We start from the raw sequence: 20142 nt of genomic DNA on the forward strand, positions 1-20142 counted from the left end.
GGTTTGACCATCGCTTCCTGTGCGCCATTCGCCAGCAGGTGCAAACACAGCGCCCCGCCACCGCCCTCGGCCAAGGCAAAGACAGGTATCCGTGATGTCCGCGGCGACCCCGCGAGCATGGCGCATAGGGCCGTTGCATCCTGCCCGTCCAGATGATGCGCCGTGATGACCAAATCAGGCCCCGACCGGCGCGAGATGTCGACCGCCTGGGCCACGGTGGACGCCTGCCATACCTCGTAGGAGGCGGACGTGAGTTTGGTTTTCAACGCGATGCGGTTGGTCGCAACCGTATCCACAATCAGGACTTTACCGGGCACTTGTCTTCATTCTCCACTCACGTGTAACTGGCTTAAGCGCCCTTTGTTGCCGTGATTGGTTAACAAAGGGTTTCGTTTGGGAAACCGTGATGGAAATTAATATGATGAAGCAAGATGCCGCCGAGACGGTCGCCCTGCAGGCATTAGCCTGGCTGGCCGCGAACGAAGACCTGATGCCCACCTTTATGGGATCAACGGGCGCATCTGCCGAAGATCTGCGCACGCAGGCCGGTGATCCGGTGTTTCTTGGCGCAGTGCTGGATTTCATCATGATGGATGACGCCTGGGTCACGGGGTTTTGTGATACGGTGAACATCCCTTACGATCGTATCATGCAAGCCCGTCAGTCGCTTCCCGGCGGCGCGCAGATGAATTGGACCTGAAAATGATCAAAGCCTTGCTGTTTGACAAAGACGGAACCCTGTTCGACTTCGCCGCCACATGGGAGGCATGGGCCAATGCTTTTCTGACCCGGATCAGCAAGGGAGACGGAGAGAGAGCGGCTTTGCTGGGGCAGCAGATCGGCTTTGATTACGGGACGCAGAGATTCTCGCCCGACAGTATCGTTATTGCGGGCACACCGGGGGAGGTCGTAGATGCGCTGGCCCCCCATGTGGTCGAGATGGCGAAGACGGATCTCTTGGACCTGCTGAACCACGAGGCCGAAAACGCCCCTCAGGCAGAGGCGGTGCCGCTGGTTGCCTTGCTAGAGGCGTTCAAGGCACGCGGGCTGGTGCTTGGCGTCGCCACCAATGACGCCGAGGCGCCCGCCCGCGCGCATTTGGGCGGCGCGGGGGTGACCGGGTATTTTGACTTTATCGCAGGTTTCGATAGCGGCCACGGTGCTAAGCCCACGCCCGGGCAGCTCATGGCGTTTGCCAAAGCCGTGGGGGTGGACCCGTCGGAAGTCGCGATGATCGGGGATAGCCTGCACGATATGGCGGCGGGCCGTGCGGCGGGTATGGCCTGCGTTGCGGTGCTGACGGGGCTGGCCACACGTCAGGACCTAGAAGGGGCCGCCGATGTGGTTCTGCCCGACATCGGCCATCTGCCCGCGTGGCTGGACGGGCAGAGGCATGACCCGCAGGGCTGACAGCTAGATTGCATTTAAGACAAAACCAAAGCGCATTCCGCCGCGTCGGAGGTTTAGCCTTCGGTCTTTGTTAACTCCCATCCGCCATCTTCCCCGTGAAACGGCGGAAAGGGGCGCGATGCAGGGGCTGATCAACCATACGATCCAACGGTTCGTGCTGGATAGCTTTGGCCACCGTGTCTGGGCGCAGGTCGCCCTGCGCGCCGATCTTTGTGCCGTTATGGGCACGGCGGATTTCGAACCGATGCTCACCTATGACGATGCCATCACGCCGCGGGTTATCAACCGCCTGTCTGCCGTGATGAAACGCGCGATCCCCGATCTTCTGGAAGATCTGGGTGCCTGGCTTGTGTCCAACCCCGACCGCGAAGGCGTGCGGCGCTTGCTGCGCTTTGGCGGCGACGATTTTGAAGAGTTCTTGCATTCTCTCAACGATTTGCCAGAACGTGCCACCCTCGCCGTGGAAGACCTGCAACTGCCCCAGATGGAGGTCGCGCAGCTTGATGACTGGCGCTTTACGCTCACCTGTCGCGGGAAAGTGCAAGGCTTTGGCTATGTGATGATGGGCGTGATGCGGGTGATCGCGGATGACTATGGCACATTGGCTCTGCTCGATTGCAAAGCCGCCCCACCGGAGGGGGAGGTGATTGCCGTCACGATTATTGACCGGCACTACGCGCAGGGGCGCAGCTTTGATCTGGGTGCACGCGGGTGACAGTAGGGGCAGCTTATGAGGCGGCATTAGATGTGCTATGCCCGATGCATGTGATCGTGCAGCCCTGCGGACGTATCCGGCATGTGGGCCCCACCATCCACAAACTGCGCCATCGTGGCACTTGGATCGGGAGCAATTTTTTCGACCAGTTTGTCATGCGCCGACCGAATATGGCCGACAGTATTGCGCAAATTCGCCCAATGGCGGGGCGCAAGCTGCATCTGGCGTTGCACGACCGGCCCGAGCAGATTTTTAAGGGGGTTCTGGTCCCGCTGTCTTGTGGCACCGAACAGATGGAAAGCTCGGAAACCGACTGTCTGATAAACCTGTCGTTCGGGATATCGATCCTGAACGGCGTCCGCACCCATCGCCTGAGCAATGCCGATTTCGCGCCGACCGACCTCGCGGTCGAGATGCTTTATCTGATGGAGGCGAAATCGGCGGCGATGGCGGCGTCGCGTGCGCTGAACCAGAAGCTTGAGATCGCAAAGATCGCGGCGGAGGAGCAAGCGTTTACCGATACGTTGACCGGCTTGAAAAACCGGCGCGCGATGGATCACGTGCTGTCGCGGCTTATCGCGGGGGACAAGGGGTTTGCCGTGATGCAGATCGATCTGGATTACTTCAAGGCGGTGAACGATAGCCTGGGCCATGCAGCGGGGGATCACGTGTTGCAAACCGCGGCCCGGATCATGGTGGAGGCAACAAGGGACATCGACACCGTCGCCCGCGTCGGCGGTGACGAATTTACCCTGCTGCTGCCAGGGGTTGCCGGCAGCGCGCATCTGGCACAGGTCGCCGAACGGATTATCACGCGACTGGAACAGCCGATCAAATTTGATGGCGCGGCGTGCCAAATCTCTGCCAGCATCGGCAGCATAGGGGTCAAAGCGGGGCAGGACGTCGTAGCCGAAGATGTCCTGTCGGACGCTGATGCGGCGCTTTACCGCTCTAAGCAAGCTGGGCGTGCGCGGCACACGGTGCACGGTGAAACTGTGTCAGACGCTATGCAGAAGCGGAGGGAGAAACCACACGCGCTGCAGTAGATGACGGCGTGCGCTGGGCGTGCTGGCTTTGGTACGCGTCATAAAATGGTGGCCTGTCGAACTGCGGGCGTTCAATCTGCGCAATGCTTCAAGATTGTGCAGCTTGCCTCAAAACGCGCCGCAGGGGGCTGTGGCGACAGGATTATGGGGGCACCGCTTTTGGCTGCTCGTCACACGCGCGCGCCTGCGTTAGGGTTTTGGGAAAGGATATTCAGGCAAGGCAGGACATCATGACGGACAGTGCCCGTTCTCTCGGCTCTCGGCTCAGCGCGGTGTTGGCAGAGGTCTATCCCGATCTGGATGCCGACATCCTGGCTAGCATGGTCCTTGATGCCTTCTGGCCCGAGGGGACAACCCGCCGCAAAAGAGGCCGGATTGCCGGCAATACGCTTTGGTCGGAACGTGACGCGCTGCTGATCACCTATGGCAACTCGATCGTGGACGGGGCGCATAAGCCGCTGGATTTGTTGAACGACTTCTTGCATCGCTACCTGCGCGGCACATTGAACAGCGTGCATATCCTGCCGTTCTTCCCCTATACCTCTGACGACGGGTTTGCCGTGTCCGATTTTCGCGCGGTGAACCCGCAGCTTGGGGATTGGCCTGATATCAACCGCATCGCCGCCGATTTCACGCTGATGTCCGATCTGGTGCTGAACCATGTGTCGAGCCAGGGGAACTGGTTCAACGCCTACCGTCAGGGGCAGCCCCCCTATGACAAGTTCTTTTTCGAAGCCTCGCCGAAGGATGATCTGCGCGAGGTGGTGCGCCCGCGCACGACGCCGCTGTTGCAAGAGGTAGAAACCTCAAGCGGCCCGCGCCACGTCTGGTGCACTTTCAGCCATGACCAGATCGACCTTGATTTCCGCAACCCCGAGGTGCTGCTCGAGTTTTTGCGTATCATCCGCCTGCATGTGGATAATGGCGTGCAGATCATCCGGCTGGATGCGGTGGCGTTCTTGTGGAAGCAGATCGGCACCCCGTCGATCCACCTGCCGCAAACCCATGCCATTATCCGGCTGATGCGTTTGCTGTGCGACTATGCGCCGGAAAAGATCATCCTGCTGACCGAAACCAATGTGCCCAAGGCTGAAAACCTCAGCTATTTCGGGGCAGGGGACGAGGCCCATGCGATCTATAATTTCCCGCTGCCGCCGCTGATCTTGCATGCGATGATGTCGGGCAATGGGGCGCATCTGAGGCGCTGGCAACGTACGATGCCGCCGGCCCCCATGGGTTGCGCCTATCTGAACTTTACCGCCAGTCACGACGGCATCGGCATGCGCCCCGCCGAAGGGTTGCTGCCCGAGGATGAAAAACAACAGGTCATTGATACGGTGCTACAGGTCGGCGGGTTGGTATCGATGCGCAGCCTGCCCGACGGCGGGCAAAGCCCGTACGAGCTGAACACGACCTTTTACGACGCGCTGTCGCGGACCTTTAAGGGCGCGGATGACCATCATCATGCGCGGTTCATCTGTTCGCAGACCATCGTCATGTCGCTGGAGGGGATACCCGCCTTCTACATCCACGCCATGCTGGCGACGCCCAATGATCACGCGCAGGTCGAACATCGCGGGATGAGCCGCGCGATCAACCGACACCGATGGGATTATCCGAGCTTGCGCGACCAGCTGGCCGATGGGTCCAGCGCGCCGGCGCGCGTCTTGGGCGATCTGTCGGCGCGGCTAAAGGTGCGGCAGAAGCAAAAGGCGTTTCACCCCAATGCGACGCAATTCACCGTGAACCTGCAAGATGACCGCGTGTTCGGCGTGTGGCGGCAAAGTCTGGACCGCAAACAGTCGATCTTTGCGCTGCACAACGTCAGCGACGCCTCTGTCGGGATTTCGGCGGCGGCACTGAACCTGATCGAGGATCAACCCTGGCAGGACCTGATCAGCGGTGATTTGATTGACGCCAGTGCGGATCACATCACGCTGGCCCCCTATCAATGCATGTGGATCACCAACCGGTTCTGACCCTGCTGCCCGCGCGGCCCTCAGCTAGTTGTATTCTGCGTCATCCGCTGCGGCGGCCTCGCGCAGATTGGCAAGGAACTCGGGCGCGGCGGCGTGGACGCGGTTCCACGTGGGTATAAAGGGTGTCTCGTGCGGGTTATCGAGAAAGAAGTGTCCCGCCCGCATGATATTCTCGGTAAAAAGCTCGATCGCGCGTTCTTCCTTGTGGCGGTCAATGCTGAGTCCGTTCATCTTGGCGTCGTTGTAATAGGCATCCAGCAGGTCGAGCGCACAGCGATAATAGGTCGCCTTGAGCGTGCGAAAGACATTGGGCGTGAACACCGTGCCGTCTGCCGCCAGCTTGCGGAAAATCGCCTTGCAGATGTCGGTGGACATGCGGTTCAACCCCGCATCAGCGTCGGCCTCGCTCAGATCTTGGTGCTTGTGGTCATAGTCGTCGGCGATTTCGACCTGACAGACCGATTTCGGCGCGAGGTTGCGCCATGCCTCTGACAGCACGCCGATCTCCAGCCCCCAGTCGGAGGGGATGCGCAGATCGGGCAAGATATTGGTGCGCATGGCAAATTCACCCGAGAGCGGATAGCGGAAGGCGCGCAGGTAATCGATATAGTCACGGTCGCCCACGACCTTTTTCAGCGCGATCAGCAGCGGGCTGACCAGCAGCCGCGTGACCCGCCCGTTCAGCTTGTCGCTGCCCACCCGCGCGTAATAGCCTTTGGCGACCTGATAGGGGAAATTCGCATTGGCGACGGGATAGATCAGCCGCGCCAGCAGGTCGTTGGTATAGGTCACGATATCGCAATCATGGATCGCCATCACCGCGCTGTCCTGACAGGCGATCAGATAGCCGAGCGAGGACCAGACGTTCTTGCCCTTGCCTTGTTCGGCGGGGGCGAGGCCCATGTCTTTGAGCTGCGCGCCAAGCGCCAGCATCCGCGGGCTGTCGTTCCAGATCACGATGTGGTTCTGGTTGAGGCCCTTGAAGAACTCTTTCGCATGGCGGAACTGTGCCTCGTCCGCGCGGTCCAGACCGATGATGATGCGGTGCAGATAGGTGACCTTGGACAGCTCTGCCAGAATGCGGGGCATCGCCTCGGTCTCTAGCTCGGAGTAGAGGCAGGGCAGGATCAGCGCCATTTTGCGGGTCTGGGCGAACGTCTCGAGCTCGTAGGTCATTTCGTCCAGCGAGCGGGTGCGCAGATTGTGCAGGGTCGCGATATTCCCGTTTTGATGAAAATCAGCCATGCGTTGTCATTCCTTAGTTCAGGTTAAGCCGCGCGATCAGGTCCAGCACGGCACCGTTCCATCCGGCAGGGCCGGGGAGCGTGGTGCGGGTGATCCTGCCGGTGTCCTCACCGGGCAGCGGGGGCAGGGAGTCGCGGTGCGGGTTGGCGACAATGACGCCAAACTCGGCTGCTTGCAGCATCTCTATGTCATTGGGGGCATCGCCAAGCGCCAGCGTATGGCGCGGCGCAAAGGCGTCGGTCAGCGCGGCCATCTGGTCGGCTTTGGTGCGCCCGTAGGAGAGGGTCAGAAACCGTCCCCCTTCGCGGGCATGGATGCCGTGATCGTGCAGGGCGTCGATAAATGCGCCGCGCAACTCGGCGCTGCCCGACCAGATGCCGGGTTCGGAAAAGGCCCGTTCTGCCGCGTTGGCGGCGTCATTATGCGACAGGCCGGTGATCTGTGCGATCTGTGCCACGGTCATATCGCCGAACCCGCAAAACGGGTCGCGCAGCTCCGCAGGCAGGCTGTCGAGCGCGTGGCGCAGGCGCACGTAACTGTCCGTTTTGGGCATGTCGGTGCTGTCGGGCGGTAAAATACCGGCACCGTTTTCGATGATCGCGGGGCAGTGATCCCATGCCAGTTCGGCGCGAATCTCTGCGATCTCGGGCGCGGTTTTCGAGCTCGCCAACACCACTGCGGCCCCGATTTTGCGCAATGTATCCAAGGCCGGGGTGGCCGCATCCCAGCGATAGGAACTATGTGACAGCAACGTGCCATCAAGGTCGGTAAACACCAGCAGGGGTAAAGACATAGCCATAGATCAAGCGTGTGGTGCGGGATCGATTGTTGCAACTGGGCACAGGTGTTCATCGCGCGGTTTGCATTGTTTTTCTAGCTTTTGCCTAAAAAATGTGCAGAAACTGGACTGCGTGGATGCGCACGTATAAATAGAATCACATGGGCGCTTTCGGGGGAGGGGCCGGTGTAAAAGAGGTCAGGTGACGTCGCGACCAAGGGCTGTGTTTTCACTCTGACAATAATTTTTATTGTTGACGTAAACAAAGTTGCGCGACAGTCTGAGCGCCAAGATACGCCAAAGCGTGCTTCGGGGGATTATTTGTCAACAACTGCGATACAGGCGGCGGCGCTTTCGCCGCCAGAGGGATTAGGCGACCGCATGCGGATGCAGCGTCATCGGATGGCGATGACATTGCAGCAGCTGTCGTCGGCCTCCGGTGTGTCGGTGGGCTATCTGAGCCAGGTGGAACGCGGCAACGCGACACCGACGCTTGGCACGCTCAGCCAGATCGCTGCCGCGCTTGACGTTGATGCGGATTTTTTCGTGCGGACCCCGCGCACGGTCGACAGCCTGACCCGCGGTGCCGCACGGCCCCGTTTCGCGGTGGCAGGATCGTCGATTGAATATGAACAGATCGGTGCCGAACGCGCGGGCCACGAGATGACATCCTATGTGATGAACGTGCCGCCCGGCTATGAATCCGAAACGGTGACCCATGTTGGCGAAGAGATCATCTATATCCTTGAGGGTGAGATCTCGCAGATGGTTGGCGAACGAGAGTATCTGATGACGGCGGGCGACAGCCTGCATTATCTGGGTACCACGCCCCATTGCTGGGCCAACAGAACAGACCGGCAGGCCCGCATCTTATGGGTCGGTCGCATGAAATACGATAAGTCCGGGGAAATCGGACAGAGTGAGGCCGCGCCGGCAGAGAGCTCGCGCGAAATGTTACCCCTCAGGCGTTAACCCTATCGCCCTCATCGGCCCAGAGAGGCCGTGGGGAGATAACACTTTACCAACTAGGAGAGTAAATCGAATGTCTTTCAAGAATATCATGGCCACGGGCCTGCTGCTAAGCACGCTTGGCGTTGCGGCGCAGGCGCAGTCGCTGGTCTATTGCTCGGAAGGGTCGCCAGAAGGCTTTGACCCGGCTCTGTACACCGCAGGCACGACCTTTGATGCGTCCAGCCACCCGATCTACAACCGCTTGGCGGAATTCAAGGTCGGTACCACCGAAACCATTCCCGCGCTGGCCGAAAGCTGGGACGTGTCCGAAGACGGCAAGACCGTGACGTTCAAGCTGCGCAAAGGCGTCAAGTTTCACAGCAACGCCGAGTTCACGCCCACACGCGATTTTAACGCCGATGACGTGATCTTTAGCTTCGACCGTCAGGGCAACGCCGACAACCCCTACAACCAAGTATCGGGTGGCACCTGGGAATACTACGGTGCGATGTCGATGCCTGATCTGATCGAAAGCATCGAAAAAGTTGACGATTACACCGTTCAGTTCAACCTGACCCGCGCCGAAGCGCCGATCATTGCCAACATGGCGATGGACTTTGCCTCGATCGTGTCCAAGGAATATGCCGACGCGATGCTGGAAGCCGGCACGCCGGAAATGCTGAACCAGGCACCTATCGGTACCGGCCCGTTCACCTTCCAAGCCTACCAGAAAGACGCCGTGATCCGTTACGTGCGCAACGACGAATACTGGGGTGACCCGGCGAAAGTCGAAGCGTTGATCTTTGCGATCACACCGGACGCCTCCGTGCGCTACCAGAAGGTACAAGCGGGCGAATGCCACGTCATGGCCTATCCGAACCCTGCGGACGTGCAGGCGATGAAAGACGCCGAAGATATCGTCGTGATGGAGCAAGAGGGCCTGAACGTGGGCTATCTGGCATACAACACGCAGATGCCTCCGTTCGACAACGCCAATGTGCGTAAAGCCTTGAACATGGCGATCGACAAGCAAGCGATCATCGACGTGGTGTTCCAGGGCTCCGGCGAAATCGCCAAGAACCCGCTGCCGCCGACAATGTGGTCCTATAACGACGCGATCGAGGACGACAAATACGATCCGGAAGCCGCGAAAGCCGCGCTGGAAGCCGAAGGCGTATCCGACCTGACGCTGAAAATCTGGGCGATGCCGGTCCAGCGTCCTTATAACCCCAATGCCCGCCGTATGGCCGAGCTGATGCAGGAAGACTTCTCGAAGGTCGGTGTCGACGTAGAGATCGTGTCCTACGAATGGGGTGAATACCTTGAGCGTTCCAAAGCGAAAGACCGCGATGGTGCCGTTCTGCTGGGTTGGACAGGTGACAACGGTGACCCCGACAACTTCCTCGCGGTTCTGCTGGGCTGTGACGGCGTAGAGAAATCCAACCGCGCACAATGGTGCAACGAGGAATTCGACGCGCTGGTTCAGGAAGCCAAGGTTCTGCCAACACAAGAAGAGCGTGCGCCGCTGTATGAAAAAGCGCAGGAAATCTTCAAGGACCAAGCCCCTTGGGCCACCATCGCGCATTCGGTTGTTTACATGCCAATGCGCCCCGAAGTTGAAAACTATGTTGTGCACCCGCTGGGTGGCCACATCTTCAACCAGGTTGGCCTGTCGCAATAACAGCGATGACAAAGCAATGGGGACGGTGCATGTCGCGCCGTCCCTTCCTCTATTCTAGGCCCCGGCCACGTTAACGAAAGGCGCAAGCCCCCCGTGTCAAAGAACCTCTCTCAACGTCTTGCCGACTATGCCGCTGTGGCCGCCGATCTGGGCGTCGATGCCGTGGCGCTGGTGCCCGGGCCCAATTTCTCGCGCGCTGTCGGCCAAAGCTTCATGAGCCACGAACGCCCCTTTGTTCTGGTGATCCCTGCGGATAAACCTGCGGCGGTGCTCTTGCCGAACCTTGAACTGGGCAGCTGGGACACGGTCGGCTTTGACGGCGCGGTGTTTGATTGGCGCGACCAGACCGGCTATGGCGATGCATTTGTCGCGCTGACGCAGCATTTGGGGATCTCGTCGCTGGCGGTCGAAGGGCAGGTGATGCGCGTGTTCGTGCACCATGCGTTCAAAGATGCACAGCCCGATCTGACCATCACCGACGCCGAACGCGAAATCTCTGCCCTGCGGATGATCAAAACCCCCGAGGATATCGCTGCCCTGCGCGAGGCGATCGGCATTTCCGAACGCGCCCTCCAACGCACGCTGGACAGCGTCAAACTGGGCCAGAGCGAGAAGCAGATCGAACAGACGCTGGTGCAGGCGCTTTTCGCGGAAGGGGCGGATGACCTGTCCTTTGGTCCCATCGTGGCCGCCGCGGATGGCTCGGCCCGGCCCCATGCCCATGCGCGCGAGGATTACGCCGTCAAGGCGGGCGATGCGCTGCTGCTGGACTTTGGCGCGCGCAAGAACGGCTTTGCCGCCGACATCACCCGCACCGTTTTTCTGGATCACGTCACCGACGAGGGGCGCGATGTCTATGACACCGTGCTGCGCGCCAATATGGCAGGGCTTGCCGTGACCCGCGCGGGGGTGACCGCGCATGGCATCGACGATGCCGTGATCTCTGTGCTGGAAGCCTCGCCCTATGGGGACCGCATCCGCACCAAGACCGGCCACGGTCTGGGCCGCGAGGTCCACGAGGCCCCCTATATCATGCGGGGCAATCACATGACTTTACCCGCCGGAACGGTTTACACCAATGAACCCGGCCTCTACGAGATCGGAAATTTCGGCGTGCGCATCGAAGATGACGTGCTGATTACCGACGACGGCTATGAAACGCTGACCAACTTCCCCAAAGAGCTGATGGTGATAAAATGCTGAACTATGTTCTGGGACGACTGCTGACGTTCATCCCGACTTTCATCGGGGTGACGCTGATCTCCTTCGGGTTCATCCGCGCGCTGCCTGGCGACCCGATCCAGGTGATGGCGGGCGAGCGCGGCATCTCTGATGAACGCTATGCCCAACTGGCCAAACAATTCGGTTATGACCAGCCGATCTATGTGCAATTCTGGGATTATCTGACCGGCGTGCTGCAGGGCGATCTGGGCAATAGCTTTGTCACCAAGCGCCCGGTGTTCGACGAATTCTTTACGCTCTTCCCCGCCACGCTTGAGCTGGCGGTCTGCGCGATGATCTTTGCCATCGCCCTTGGCCTTCCGGCGGGGGTGATCGCGGCGGTGAACCGGGGCAAATTCTTTGACCGGGCGCTGATGTCCACGGCGCTGGTGGGCTATTCGATGCCGATCTTCTGGTGGGCGCTGCTGCTGATCATCGTCTTTTCGGGCAACCTGCAATGGACGCCTGTGTCGGGGCGGATTGATCTGCTGTATTACTTCCCCAACCCCACCGGCTTTATGCTGATCGACAGTCTGGCGTCGGGTCAGAAGGGGGCGTTCCTGTCAGCGGTGCGCCATCTCGTTCTGCCAACGATCGTGCTGGGGACAATCCCGCTGGCCGTGATCGCACGCCAGACGCGGTCGGCCATGTTGGAGGTTCTGGGCGAGGATTACATCCGCACCGCCCGCGCCAAGGGCATGTCTCCGGGGCGGATCAACGGCATCCACGCCCTGCGCAACGCGCTGATCCCCGTGATCACCGTGATTGGTCTGTCGGTCGGCACATTGCTGGCCGGTGCGATCCTGACCGAAACCATCTTTAGCTGGCCGGGCATCGGCAAGTGGATGGTCGATAGTATTTTCCGCCGCGATTACCCCGTGGTTCAGGGCGGGCTGCTGCTGATTGCTGTGATGGTGATGGTCGTGAACCTGACCGTCGACATGCTTTACGGCGTCATCAACCCCAAAATCAGAAAGCGATAACATGGACGACGCACTCTCTGCCGAAGCCGCAATGGTCCAGGAACGTCCGGGCCGCTTGCGCGAATTCTGGTTCTACTTCCGCGAAAACCGCGGCGCTGTCATCGGGCTATGGATCTTTGCGGTCTTTGCCTTTCTGGCCCTCTTCGGTCCGTGGGTCGCCCCCCATGACGCGACAGAGCAATTCCGCGCCGCCACCCTACAGCCCCCCGCATGGCAAGAGGGCGGCACCTGGACCCATATCCTGGGCACCGATCCGCTCGGGCGCGATATGCTGTCGCGTCTGATTGTGGGCGCGCGTTATTCCTTCTTTGTGGGGGTCGTCGTTGTCTCTATCGCGGCGACCGGCGGGATCATCATCGGGCTGATCGCGGGCTTTGCGCCCAAATGGGTCGACAGCATCATCATGCGTGTCATGGACATCGTGCTGGCGTTCCCGTCTCTGCTGCTGGCGCTGGTGCTGGTGGCGATCCTCGGGCCGTCGCTGACCAACGCGATGATCGCCATCGCGATTGTGTTGCAGCCCCACTATGTGCGCCTGACCCGCGCCAGCGTGCTGTCGGAACGTCAAAAGGATTACGTGACCTCGGCCCGCGTGGCGGGGGCAGGGATCTTACGGCTGATGTTTGTCACCGTGCTGCCCAACTGCCTCGCGCCGATCATCGTGCAGGCCGCGCTGTCATTCTCGACCGCGATCCTTGATGCCGCGGCCTTGGGCTTTCTGGGAATGGGGGCGCAGCCACCTACACCTGAATGGGGCACGATGCTGGCCGAAGCGCGCGAGTTCATCCTGCGCGCCTGGTGGGTCGTGACCTTCCCCGGCGTGGCGATCCTTGTGACCGTGCTGGCGATCAACCTCATGGGTGACGGCCTGCGCGACGCGCTTGATCCGAAACTGAAACGGAGCTGAGCCATGACACTTTTGCGTATCAGAAACCTAAGCGTTGATTTCGCCACGGCCTCGGGCAAGTTCCGGGCGGTGGACGGTGTCGACCAGGACGTGAACGAAAGCGAGATCCTCGCGATTGTGGGGGAAAGCGGGTCGGGTAAATCCGTGTCGATGCTGGCGCTGATGGGGCTGCTGCCCTGGACCGCCACCGTCACCGCGGACGAGCTGACCTTTGACGGGCACAACCTGCTTACGATGGACGCCAAGGCGCGTCGCAAGATCGTCGGCAATGATCTGGCGATGATCTTTCAGGAGCCGATGTCATCGCTTAACCCCTGTTTCACCGTGGGCTGGCAAATCCGCGAGGCCCTGCGGGTGCATCTTGGCATGGGCCGCCGCGAACGTCAGAAACGCGCGATCGAGCTGTTTGAACAGGTCGGCATCCCCGATCCCGAAAAGCGCCTGTCGGCCTTCCCGCACCAGATGTCGGGCGGGATGAACCAGCGGGTGATGATCGCGATGGCGATTGCCTGCAAGCCCAAGCTGTTGATCGCCGATGAACCTACCACGGCGCTCGACGTGACCATTCAGGCACAGATCCTTGATCTGCTCGCGTCCCTGCGCGAGGAAACGGGCATGGGGCTGGTGTTGATCACGCATGACATGGGCGTGGTTGCGGAAACCGCCGAACGGGTCAGCGTGCAATATGCCGGCCAGAAGATCGAAGAGCAGCCGGTGATCCCGCTGTTTGACGCGCCGCACCACCCCTATACCTCGGCACTGCTGGATGCGCTGCCAGAACGGGCGACGGAAAAGCGGCTGCCAACCATTCCGGGCGTGGTGCCGGGGCAATTCGACCGCCCCGCAGGATGCCTGTTTTCGCCACGCTGCAAATTCGCCAACGCCAAATGCAAGTCCGAAGCGCCGCCCGCCTTGGGCGCTGATCTGGGCTATGCGCGTTGTTTCTACCCCTTGAACACAGACGAAAGGGTCGCATCATGACCGCACCTGTGATGACTGCAACGGCGCTAGAGCGTCACTATGAAGTCGGCGGCGGGCTGTTTCGCAAGCCGCGTACGCTCAAGGCCGTGGGCGGGCTTGATTTCGCGCTTTATCCCGGCAAGACGCTGGCCGTCGTAGGCGAAAGCGGCTGCGGGAAATCGACCTTGGCGCGGATGGTCACGATGATCGAAGACCCGACCGCCGGATCGCTGACACTGGATGGAAAACCCGTGGTCCGCGAAGATTGGGCATCGCTGCGCAAATCGGTGCAGATCGTGTTTCAAGACCCCTATGGCTCGCTCAACCCGCGCCAGCGGATCGGCGCGATCCTCGAGGAACCTCTCAAGATCAACCGCCCCGACATGAGCAGCAAGGAGCGTACCGCCAAAGCGCGCGAGATGCTCGGGCTGGTGGGCTTGCGGCCTGAACATTTTGACCGCTATCCGCATATGTTTTCCGGCGGTCAACGCCAGCGGATCGCGATTGCGCGGGCGTTGATGCTGGATCCCAAAGTGCTGGTGCTGGACGAGCCTGTGTCCGCGCTGGACCTGTCGATCCAGAGCTCGGTGCTGAACCTGTTGGTTGATCTGCAGGAACGTCTGCAACTGGCCTATCTGTTCATCTCCCATGATCTGAGCGTTGTGCGTCACGTGGCGGATGAGGTGATCGTGATGTATCTGGGGCGCGCGGTCGAACGCGGCAGCCGCGATGATGTCTTCGGTGCGCCGTTCCACCCCTATGCCAAGGCGCTGCTGTCGGCCACGCCCCAAGCGGACCCACGCGGCGCGAAAGAGCGGATCAAGCTGCAAGGCGAACTACCATCGCCACTGGCGATCCCCGATGGCTGCCCCTTTGCGCCACGGTGCTGGAAAGTGCGCGACAAATGCCGCGCCATGCGGCCCGAACTGCCGCAGGGGCATCATGCCGCGGCGTGTTTCTTTCCTGAAAACGGTGGCACCCCGGCCTAGGGCCGGGGGCTTCCTCGTGTATTGCGCGCGCGTCAGATCAACTGGCGCTTGCGTCGGCGCAAAGTTGCAGCCCGGCGCGCACATGGTCGCGGCGCGAGACGTGGCTGGCCGTCAGACCCTGGGCGGCAAGCCCGCGTGCATAGAGCGGGGCGAGGGGGCTGTCGGACAGGATGACCACCTCGCGGCCCAGCCAATAGGCGCGGGCACCGGCCAGCTCTAGCCCGATCAACAAACCCATCAGCCGTGACCAGCCTGCGTCCGTCGTGGGGCCGTCGATGGTGGCGTGCGCCGAAATCTCGGCCAGCGCGGTGGCAAAGATTTGCGGGCGAGCCATGACATCATTCACGGCGGCGTCGAAAGTATCCTCATCCAACGCACCACCGACAACCGCCTTTGATAGCGGTGCTGTCGCGGACAGTTGCGTGGCCATCACGGGGGTGAGAAAACTTTGAAAACTGACGACCTCGCGGGCGCTGATGTGGGCCCATGTGGACTGTGCATCAAGGCAACAGATCACCCCGTCAAACTCGGGCGCTGCCTGAAGGTAGCCCGCAATCGCCGTCTCGGCCCCTTGCGTGATCTGGGGGGGGCTGGCCTGTTTCAGGCCGGGCACCGCGCGCAGTTCCAGCCGCGGGTCATCAACACCCAGGGCAAGCACCCCGCCCAAGGACTCTGCCGGAACGGGGCGCAGGCTGCTGGCGGGCAGGGCGGGCAGCCCCGCGACGATCACCGGCAAACGCTGCTGGTCCGACAGATAGGGCGACAGCAAATCCGTAAGGGCCGCGACAAAGCCGTCTTCCGCAGGCAAGGCAGCGACCGGCCCGTCGGCCTGCGCCAGCACATCGCCGCGTGGATCATGCACCCACAGATGCATATGCCCATCCGCGACATCGACCCCGATCCACGCGGGGCTTGCACCGCTCACGCGCGGGGGCCTGTTAAGAGGGGAATGGGAAAATAGGGGGTGCCGATCATGGGGTGTCTCCTTGCCTGAGCCGCGTCTTGCCGCGCGGTCGTGTAGAAATCGGGTTGCATCAAAGCGCGCAATCGCGCTCTATTACGCGATCAACAATAAACATAACGGGAGTTCCTCTGCCATGAAAGTTCTTGCAGCAACCACCGCGCTTACCCTGTCCCTTGCCAGCAGCCTTGCTGCCGCAAGCTGTGACGAGATCACCTTTTCCGACGTAGGTTGGACCGACATCACCGCGACCACTGCGGCAACCACCGTCGTGCTGGACGCTTTGGGCTATGAGACAGACGTGAAAATCCTATCCGTTCCAGTGACCTACACGTCGATGGCCGCAGGCGATGTGGATGTGTTTCTTGGCAACTGGATGCCCACGATGGAGGCGGACATCGCCCCCTACCGCGAGGATGGCAGCGTTGACACCGTGCGTGCGAACCTGACTGGCGCGAAATACACGCTGGCCGTGAATAAAGCCGCCGCTGACATGGGGATCAAGAATTTCGCCGATATCGCCGCCAATGCAGACGCGCTGGACGGTCAGATCTATGGCATCGAGCCGGGCAATGACGGCAACCGCCTGATCCAGTCGATGATCGACGATAACGCCTTTGATCTGGCCGAGTTCGAGGTCAAGGAATCCTCGGAGCAGGGGATGCTTGCACAGGTCAAACGCCTGTCCGCCAAGGGCGAGCCTATCGTCTTCCTTGGTTGGGAGCCGCACCCGATGAACGCGAACTTTGATCTGACCTATCTGGAAGGCGGGGATGATTTCTTTGGCCCCGATCTGGGCGGTGCGACCGTTCATACCAACACCCGCGCCGGTTTTGTCGAGGAATGCCCCAACGTGGGCAAGCTGCTGACCAATCTGGAATTCACCCTCGCCATGGAGAACGAGATTATGGGGGCCATTCTGGATGACGGCGAAGAGCCCCGCGATGCGGCGACAGCCTGGATCAAGGCGAACCCTGATGTGCTCGACACATGGCTGGACGGCGTGACCACCGTGGACGGTGGCGACGCGATGGCGGCCGCCAAGACCATCGTCGAGTAATCCACCCTTAGGATGTGAAAAGGGCCTGCCATCGGGCGGGCCCTTTTTGCCATCATCGCATGATACCAGCCTCCGGAGGTTCCCATGAACTGGCTCACCGATAACAAGATCCCGATTGATGACGCCGCAGAGGCGGTTTTTGATTGGCTGCTGATCAACGCGGGTTGGCTGTTCGACGGGCTGGCCGTCGCGATGGAGTGGTTGATTGACGCGATCCTCTGGGTGCTGCAAACGCCACATCCGCTGATCGTTATCGCTGTCTTCGGCGCGTTGACCTGGGCGATCCAGCGCAACTGGAAAACCCCGCTGCTGATCATGTTGGGGTTTCTGTTCATCCTCAATCAGGATTACTGGGAAGAAACCACCGAAAGCCTGACGCTGGTGCTGTCGGCCTGTGTGGTTTGCATGGGCGTCGGCGTTCCCATCGGCATCGCCGCGGCGCATCGACCGCGCATGTACCGCTATATGGCACCGGTGCTGGACCTGATGCAGACGCTGCCCACCTTCGTCTATCTTATTCCCGCGATTGTCTTTTTCGGCATCGGCATGGTGCCGGGGCTGATCGCGACGGTGATCTTTGTCCTGCCCGCGCCGATCCGGCTGACGCAGCTTGGTATCGCCTCCACCCCCAAGGCGCTGCTTGAGGCCGCGCAGGCCTTTGGCGCGAAGCCCAGCCAGACCCTGTGGAAGATCGAACTGCCCTATGCGCTGCCGCAGATCATGACCGGTCTGAACCAGACGATCATGCTTTCGCTGTCGATGGTGGTGATCGCGGCCCTCGTGGGGGCGGATGGCCTTGGCGTGCCGGTGGTGCGCGCGCTTAATCAGGTGAACACGGGGCTTGGCTTTGAATCGGGGCTGATCATCGTCGTGGTCGCCATCATGCTGGACCGGATGCTACGGGTGACACGAAAATGAGCGATCAAATGACCAACCCCGCAAACGCCGTCGAATTCGACAATGTGTCCATCGTCTTTGGCCCGAAACCGGCCAAGGCGCTGCCCTTGATGGATGCCGGACAAGACCGCGCCGAAATCGAGGCCGAGACAGGCCAGATCCTCGGGGTGCATAACTGCACGCTTGACGTCAAACAGGGCGAGATCCTTGTGCTGATGGGCTTGTCCGGCTCTGGCAAATCCACCTTGCTGCGCGCGGTCAACGGGTTGAACCCGTTGGTGCGTGGATCGGTGCGGGTACATGATGGCGACTGGAGCTGCGACGTCACCGCCAGCTCTGCCGCTGATCTGCGCCGCGTGCGCCGCGAATGTGTGTCGATGGTGTTCCAGCAGTTCGGATTGCTGCCGTGGCGCACGGTGCGCGACAACGTGGCGCTTGGGCTGGAACTGGCCGATGTCCCCAAACGCGAACGGCTTGAACGGGCAGAGGCGCAGCTCAAGCTCGTCGGTCTGGCCGATTGGGCTGACCGCAAGGTCAGCGAACTGTCGGGCGGGATGCAGCAACGCGTGGGGCTGGCTCGCGCCTTTGCCACCGAAGCCCCGATCCTGCTGATGGACGAGCCTTTCTCGGCTCTTGATCCGCTGATCCGCACCCGGCTGCAGGACGAGCTGCTTGATCTGCAGCGCGAATTGAAACGGACGATCATCTTCGTCAGCCATGATCTGGACGAAGCCTTCAAACTGGGCGGGCGCATCGCGATTATGGAGGGCGGGCGCATTGTGCAATGCGGCACCCCGCGCGAGATTTTTTCGAACCCCGCGTCGGACTATGTGGCGGAATTCGTGGCCAATATGAACCCGCTTGGTGTGCTGACGGCCCGCGATGTGATGGGCCCGCCCGCCGCGACATCGGACGGGGCCGTCGCCGCCGAGACGCCGGTGGCCGAGCTGATTGGCAAAATCGGCGATGATGCGCAGGCGATCCCCGTGGTCGAGGACGGAGAGACGATCGGCACCGTGACCGCAGGCAGTATCGTATCGCGCTTGCAGTCCGAATGATGCTTTGACCTCAGGCGCTTGGCGGGTCATCACTACGCCACAGGACCGCGCAGCGCAGGGGATGACAGGATGACGGATCAGGAAAGCTCGGGCCGCCAGAGCAATGCGCTTGGCGTGGCAGGTGTGCTTTTTGCAGGCATTGTCTGGGGCACCACCGGCACCGCCGCGACCTTCGCCCCCGGGGTCAGCGCTGCCGCCATTGGTGCTGCGGCCATGGGTCTGGGCGGGATCGCGCAGGCCCTTTGGGCCGGGCGGGGCATCCTGAACCAGCGTGCGCGGCTCTGGCAGCAGCGCCTTCTGCTGGTCATCGGCGCAGTGGCGGTGGCGGTCTATCCGCTGGCCTTTTACGGCGCGATGCGGCTGGCGGGGGTGACGGTGGGCACGGTCATCACCATCGGCTCCGCCCCGCTGCTCTCGGCGCTGATCGAATACCTGNNGCCGCGGCGATGGGGATCGGCGGCATCGGGCAGGCGCTGCTGGCGCTGCGGGGCATCACCCAAGCGCGTGCGCAGCTTTGGCAGCAGCGCGGGTTGCTGCTGCTCGGGGCCTTTGCGGTGATGATCTATCCGCTGGCGTTCTATGGCTCCATGCGGTTGGCGGGGGTGACCATCGGGACCGTCGTCACCATCGGCACAGCGCCCCTGTTTGCCGCGCTGATCGAATATGTGATGGAGCGTTCCTTGCTGACCCTTCGGTGGAGCCTTGGCGCGCTGGCGGGCGTGGCGGGCATGGTGCTGATCTGTCTGGCCGAGGGCGGGCATGGGGCCGTGGGGGGCACCAATGTGCCGCTTGGGGTCGTGCTGGGGCTGCTCGGCGGGTTTACCTATGCGCTTTATAGCTGGACGGCGCGCGCGATGATGCTGCGCGGCCTGCGGTCTTCGGTGGCCATGGGTGCCACCTTTGGACTGGGCGGGCTGATGCTGATGCCTGTGCTGTTGGCGACCGGCGGCCCGCTGCTGGCCTCGTGGGGGAACGCGGCGGTCGGGCTTTATATGGCGTTTGTGCCGATGTTTCTGGGCTATATCTGTTTCGGCTACGGGCTGTCGCGGGTGCGGGCGAGTACCGCCACGACCCTGACGCTGATCGAGCCGGTGGTCGCAGCACTGCTGGCCGTTGTCGTGGTGGGCGAACGCTTGCCCCCCCTTGGCTGGGCGGGCGTGGGGCTGGTTGTGCTTTGCCTGCTGGTGCTGACGGTGCCCACGGGGCGGGGCGCGCAGCCGGTGGCCCCGATCCCGCCCAAGTAGTATCGGATTCGACTGACGCAGCGACATGGGTAAAATTCTTGCGCTTTTGCTACCTAC

Annotated in this window: 20 protein-coding genes; 16 read left to right on the forward strand and 4 right to left on the reverse strand. The window is 61.4% G+C overall.

Annotation, left to right across the window (positions count from 1 at the left end):
* Positions 1-317, reverse strand: a 317-nt coding sequence (locus B3849_RS10410) for a response regulator (RefSeq protein WP_286780101.1), incomplete at its 3' end; no start/stop codon positions are given.
* Between the two features lie 89 nt (positions 318-406).
* Between B3849_RS10410 and B3849_RS10415 the strand changes: the two genes are divergently transcribed.
* From B3849_RS10415 to B3849_RS10435, 5 genes are all read left to right on the forward strand, one after another.
* Positions 407-700: a DUF3572 domain-containing protein gene (locus tag B3849_RS10415; RefSeq protein ID WP_005852482.1), complete on the forward strand. Its 294-nt coding sequence runs from the start codon at positions 407-409 to the stop codon at positions 698-700.
* A 2-nt stretch (positions 701-702) separates the two neighbouring features.
* On the forward strand, positions 703-1410 hold the full coding sequence (locus B3849_RS10420) for an HAD family hydrolase (RefSeq protein WP_278425305.1): 708 nt from the start codon (positions 703-705) through the stop codon (positions 1408-1410).
* A 118-nt stretch (positions 1411-1528) separates the two neighbouring features.
* Positions 1529-2125 (forward strand): heme NO-binding domain-containing protein, encoded by a 597-nt coding sequence (locus B3849_RS10425; protein WP_278425306.1) that lies wholly within the window; start codon positions 1529-1531, stop codon positions 2123-2125.
* A 44-nt stretch (positions 2126-2169) separates the two neighbouring features.
* A complete protein-coding gene (locus B3849_RS10430; protein WP_278425323.1) occupies positions 2170-3171 on the forward strand; it encodes a GGDEF domain-containing protein in 1002 nt (333 codons plus the stop codon).
* 230 nt (positions 3172-3401) lie between these two features.
* Positions 3402-5150: a sugar phosphorylase gene (locus B3849_RS10435; protein WP_286780102.1), complete on the forward strand. Its 1749-nt coding sequence runs from the start codon at positions 3402-3404 to the stop codon at positions 5148-5150.
* 24 nt (positions 5151-5174) lie between these two features.
* Here B3849_RS10435 and B3849_RS10440 read toward each other — a convergent pair whose 3' ends face one another.
* Together B3849_RS10440 and B3849_RS10445 are read right to left on the reverse strand one after the other, a co-directional pair.
* Complete coding sequence (locus B3849_RS10440) at positions 5175-6395, reverse strand: glycosyl transferase (RefSeq protein WP_005852492.1); 1221 nt, start codon at positions 6393-6395, stop codon at positions 5175-5177.
* 13 nt (positions 6396-6408) lie between these two features.
* Positions 6409-7194, reverse strand: coding sequence for an HAD-IIB family hydrolase (locus B3849_RS10445; protein WP_278425308.1), 786 nt, complete (start codon positions 7192-7194; stop codon positions 6409-6411).
* Between the two features lie 360 nt (positions 7195-7554).
* Here B3849_RS10445 and B3849_RS10450 point away from each other — a divergent pair, with 360 nt between their 5' ends.
* The 7 genes from B3849_RS10450 to B3849_RS10480 all read left to right on the forward strand — a co-directional run bounded on the left by B3849_RS10450 (position 7555) and on the right by B3849_RS10480 (position 14865).
* Positions 7555-8145, forward strand: coding sequence for a helix-turn-helix domain-containing protein (locus B3849_RS10450; RefSeq protein WP_005852495.1), 591 nt, complete (start codon positions 7555-7557; stop codon positions 8143-8145).
* Positions 8146-8215: 70 nt separating this feature from the next.
* Complete coding sequence (locus B3849_RS10455; RefSeq protein ID WP_278425309.1) at positions 8216-9805, forward strand: ABC transporter substrate-binding protein; 1590 nt, start codon at positions 8216-8218, stop codon at positions 9803-9805.
* 93 nt (positions 9806-9898) lie between these two features.
* Positions 9899-11008 carry a M24 family metallopeptidase gene (locus tag B3849_RS10460; RefSeq protein ID WP_278425310.1) on the forward strand — a complete coding sequence of 370 codons (1110 nt, stop codon included), beginning with the start codon at positions 9899-9901 and terminating at the stop codon, positions 11006-11008.
* Positions 11002-12009, forward strand: coding sequence for an ABC transporter permease subunit (locus tag B3849_RS10465; RefSeq protein WP_005852501.1), 1008 nt, complete (start codon positions 11002-11004; stop codon positions 12007-12009). The genes B3849_RS10460 and B3849_RS10465 overlap by 7 nt, the downstream gene beginning before the upstream one ends.
* Before the next feature lies 1 nt (position 12010).
* Positions 12011-12916, forward strand: coding sequence for an ABC transporter permease subunit (locus B3849_RS10470; RefSeq protein ID WP_074635644.1), 906 nt, complete (start codon positions 12011-12013; stop codon positions 12914-12916).
* A gap of 3 nt (positions 12917-12919) precedes the next feature.
* Entirely contained in the window at positions 12920-13897 is a 978-nt protein-coding gene (locus tag B3849_RS10475) for an ABC transporter ATP-binding protein (RefSeq protein ID WP_005852505.1), read from the forward strand.
* Entirely contained in the window at positions 13894-14865 is a 972-nt protein-coding gene (locus B3849_RS10480; RefSeq protein ID WP_005852507.1) for an ABC transporter ATP-binding protein, read from the forward strand. The genes B3849_RS10475 and B3849_RS10480 overlap by 4 nt, the downstream gene beginning before the upstream one ends.
* Positions 14866-14902: 37 nt before the next feature.
* Here B3849_RS10480 and B3849_RS10485 read toward each other — a convergent pair whose 3' ends face one another.
* Positions 14903-15790: a 2-dehydro-3-deoxygalactonokinase gene (locus tag B3849_RS10485; protein WP_286780103.1), complete on the reverse strand. Its 888-nt coding sequence runs from the start codon at positions 15788-15790 to the stop codon at positions 14903-14905.
* Positions 15791-15962: 172 nt separating this feature from the next.
* On the opposite strand from B3849_RS10485, the gene B3849_RS10490 reads away from it, so the two are divergent.
* The 4 genes from B3849_RS10490 (at position 15963) to B3849_RS10505 (ending at position 20085) form a co-directional block, all read left to right on the forward strand.
* Entirely contained in the window at positions 15963-16886 is a 924-nt protein-coding gene (locus B3849_RS10490) for a choline ABC transporter substrate-binding protein (protein WP_005852512.1), read from the forward strand.
* Positions 16887-16970: 84 nt separating this feature from the next.
* Complete coding sequence (gene choW / locus B3849_RS10495) at positions 16971-17804, forward strand: choline ABC transporter permease subunit (protein ID WP_005852514.1); 834 nt, start codon at positions 16971-16973, stop codon at positions 17802-17804.
* Positions 17805-17812: 8 nt separating this feature from the next.
* Positions 17813-18841, forward strand: coding sequence for a choline ABC transporter ATP-binding protein (gene choV / locus B3849_RS10500; protein WP_235208498.1), 1029 nt, complete (start codon positions 17813-17815; stop codon positions 18839-18841).
* Positions 18842-19287: 446 nt separating this feature from the next.
* A complete protein-coding gene (locus tag B3849_RS10505) occupies positions 19288-20085 on the forward strand; it encodes a DMT family transporter (protein WP_286780104.1) in 798 nt (265 codons plus the stop codon).
* The last annotated feature ends 57 nt before the right edge of the window (positions 20086-20142 follow it).

Origin of the sequence: Sulfitobacter sp. UBA4523 (assembly GCF_002388305.1) — a bacterium.
GTDB classification, from domain to species: Bacteria; Pseudomonadota; Alphaproteobacteria; order Rhodobacterales; family Rhodobacteraceae; genus Sulfitobacter; species Sulfitobacter pontiacus.

What these genes read in the sequence shown, in the direction of transcription:
- B3849_RS10415 (WP_005852482.1), top strand. Translation starts at nt 407, where the DNA reads ATGGAAATTAATATGATGAAGCAAGATGCCGCCGAGACGGTCGCCCTG.
- B3849_RS10420 (WP_278425305.1), top strand. Translation starts at nt 703, where the DNA reads ATGATCAAAGCCTTGCTGTTTGACAAAGACGGAACCCTGTTCGACTTC.
- B3849_RS10425 (WP_278425306.1), top strand. Translation starts at nt 1,529, where the DNA reads ATGCAGGGGCTGATCAACCATACGATCCAACGGTTCGTGCTGGATAGC.
- B3849_RS10430 (WP_278425323.1), top strand. Translation starts at nt 2,170, where the DNA reads ATGCATGTGATCGTGCAGCCCTGCGGACGTATCCGGCATGTGGGCCCC.
- B3849_RS10435 (WP_286780102.1), top strand. Translation starts at nt 3,402, where the DNA reads ATGACGGACAGTGCCCGTTCTCTCGGCTCTCGGCTCAGCGCGGTGTTG.
- B3849_RS10440 (WP_005852492.1), bottom strand. Translation starts at nt 6,395, where the DNA reads ATGGCTGATTTTCATCAAAACGGGAATATCGCGACCCTGCACAATCTG.
- B3849_RS10445 (WP_278425308.1), bottom strand. Translation starts at nt 7,194, where the DNA reads ATGGCTATGTCTTTACCCCTGCTGGTGTTTACCGACCTTGATGGCACG.
- B3849_RS10450 (WP_005852495.1), top strand. Translation starts at nt 7,555, where the DNA reads ATGCGGATGCAGCGTCATCGGATGGCGATGACATTGCAGCAGCTGTCG.
- B3849_RS10455 (WP_278425309.1), top strand. Translation starts at nt 8,216, where the DNA reads ATGTCTTTCAAGAATATCATGGCCACGGGCCTGCTGCTAAGCACGCTT.
- B3849_RS10465 (WP_005852501.1), top strand. Translation starts at nt 11,002, where the DNA reads ATGCTGAACTATGTTCTGGGACGACTGCTGACGTTCATCCCGACTTTC.
- B3849_RS10470 (WP_074635644.1), top strand. Translation starts at nt 12,011, where the DNA reads ATGGACGACGCACTCTCTGCCGAAGCCGCAATGGTCCAGGAACGTCCG.
- B3849_RS10475 (WP_005852505.1), top strand. Translation starts at nt 12,920, where the DNA reads ATGACACTTTTGCGTATCAGAAACCTAAGCGTTGATTTCGCCACGGCC.
- B3849_RS10480 (WP_005852507.1), top strand. Translation starts at nt 13,894, where the DNA reads ATGACCGCACCTGTGATGACTGCAACGGCGCTAGAGCGTCACTATGAA.
- B3849_RS10490 (WP_005852512.1), top strand. Translation starts at nt 15,963, where the DNA reads ATGAAAGTTCTTGCAGCAACCACCGCGCTTACCCTGTCCCTTGCCAGC.
- choW (WP_005852514.1), top strand. Translation starts at nt 16,971, where the DNA reads ATGAACTGGCTCACCGATAACAAGATCCCGATTGATGACGCCGCAGAG.
- choV (WP_235208498.1), top strand. Translation starts at nt 17,813, where the DNA reads ATGACCAACCCCGCAAACGCCGTCGAATTCGACAATGTGTCCATCGTC.
- B3849_RS10505 (WP_286780104.1), top strand. Translation starts at nt 19,288, where the DNA reads ATGGGGATCGGCGGCATCGGGCAGGCGCTGCTGGCGCTGCGGGGCATC.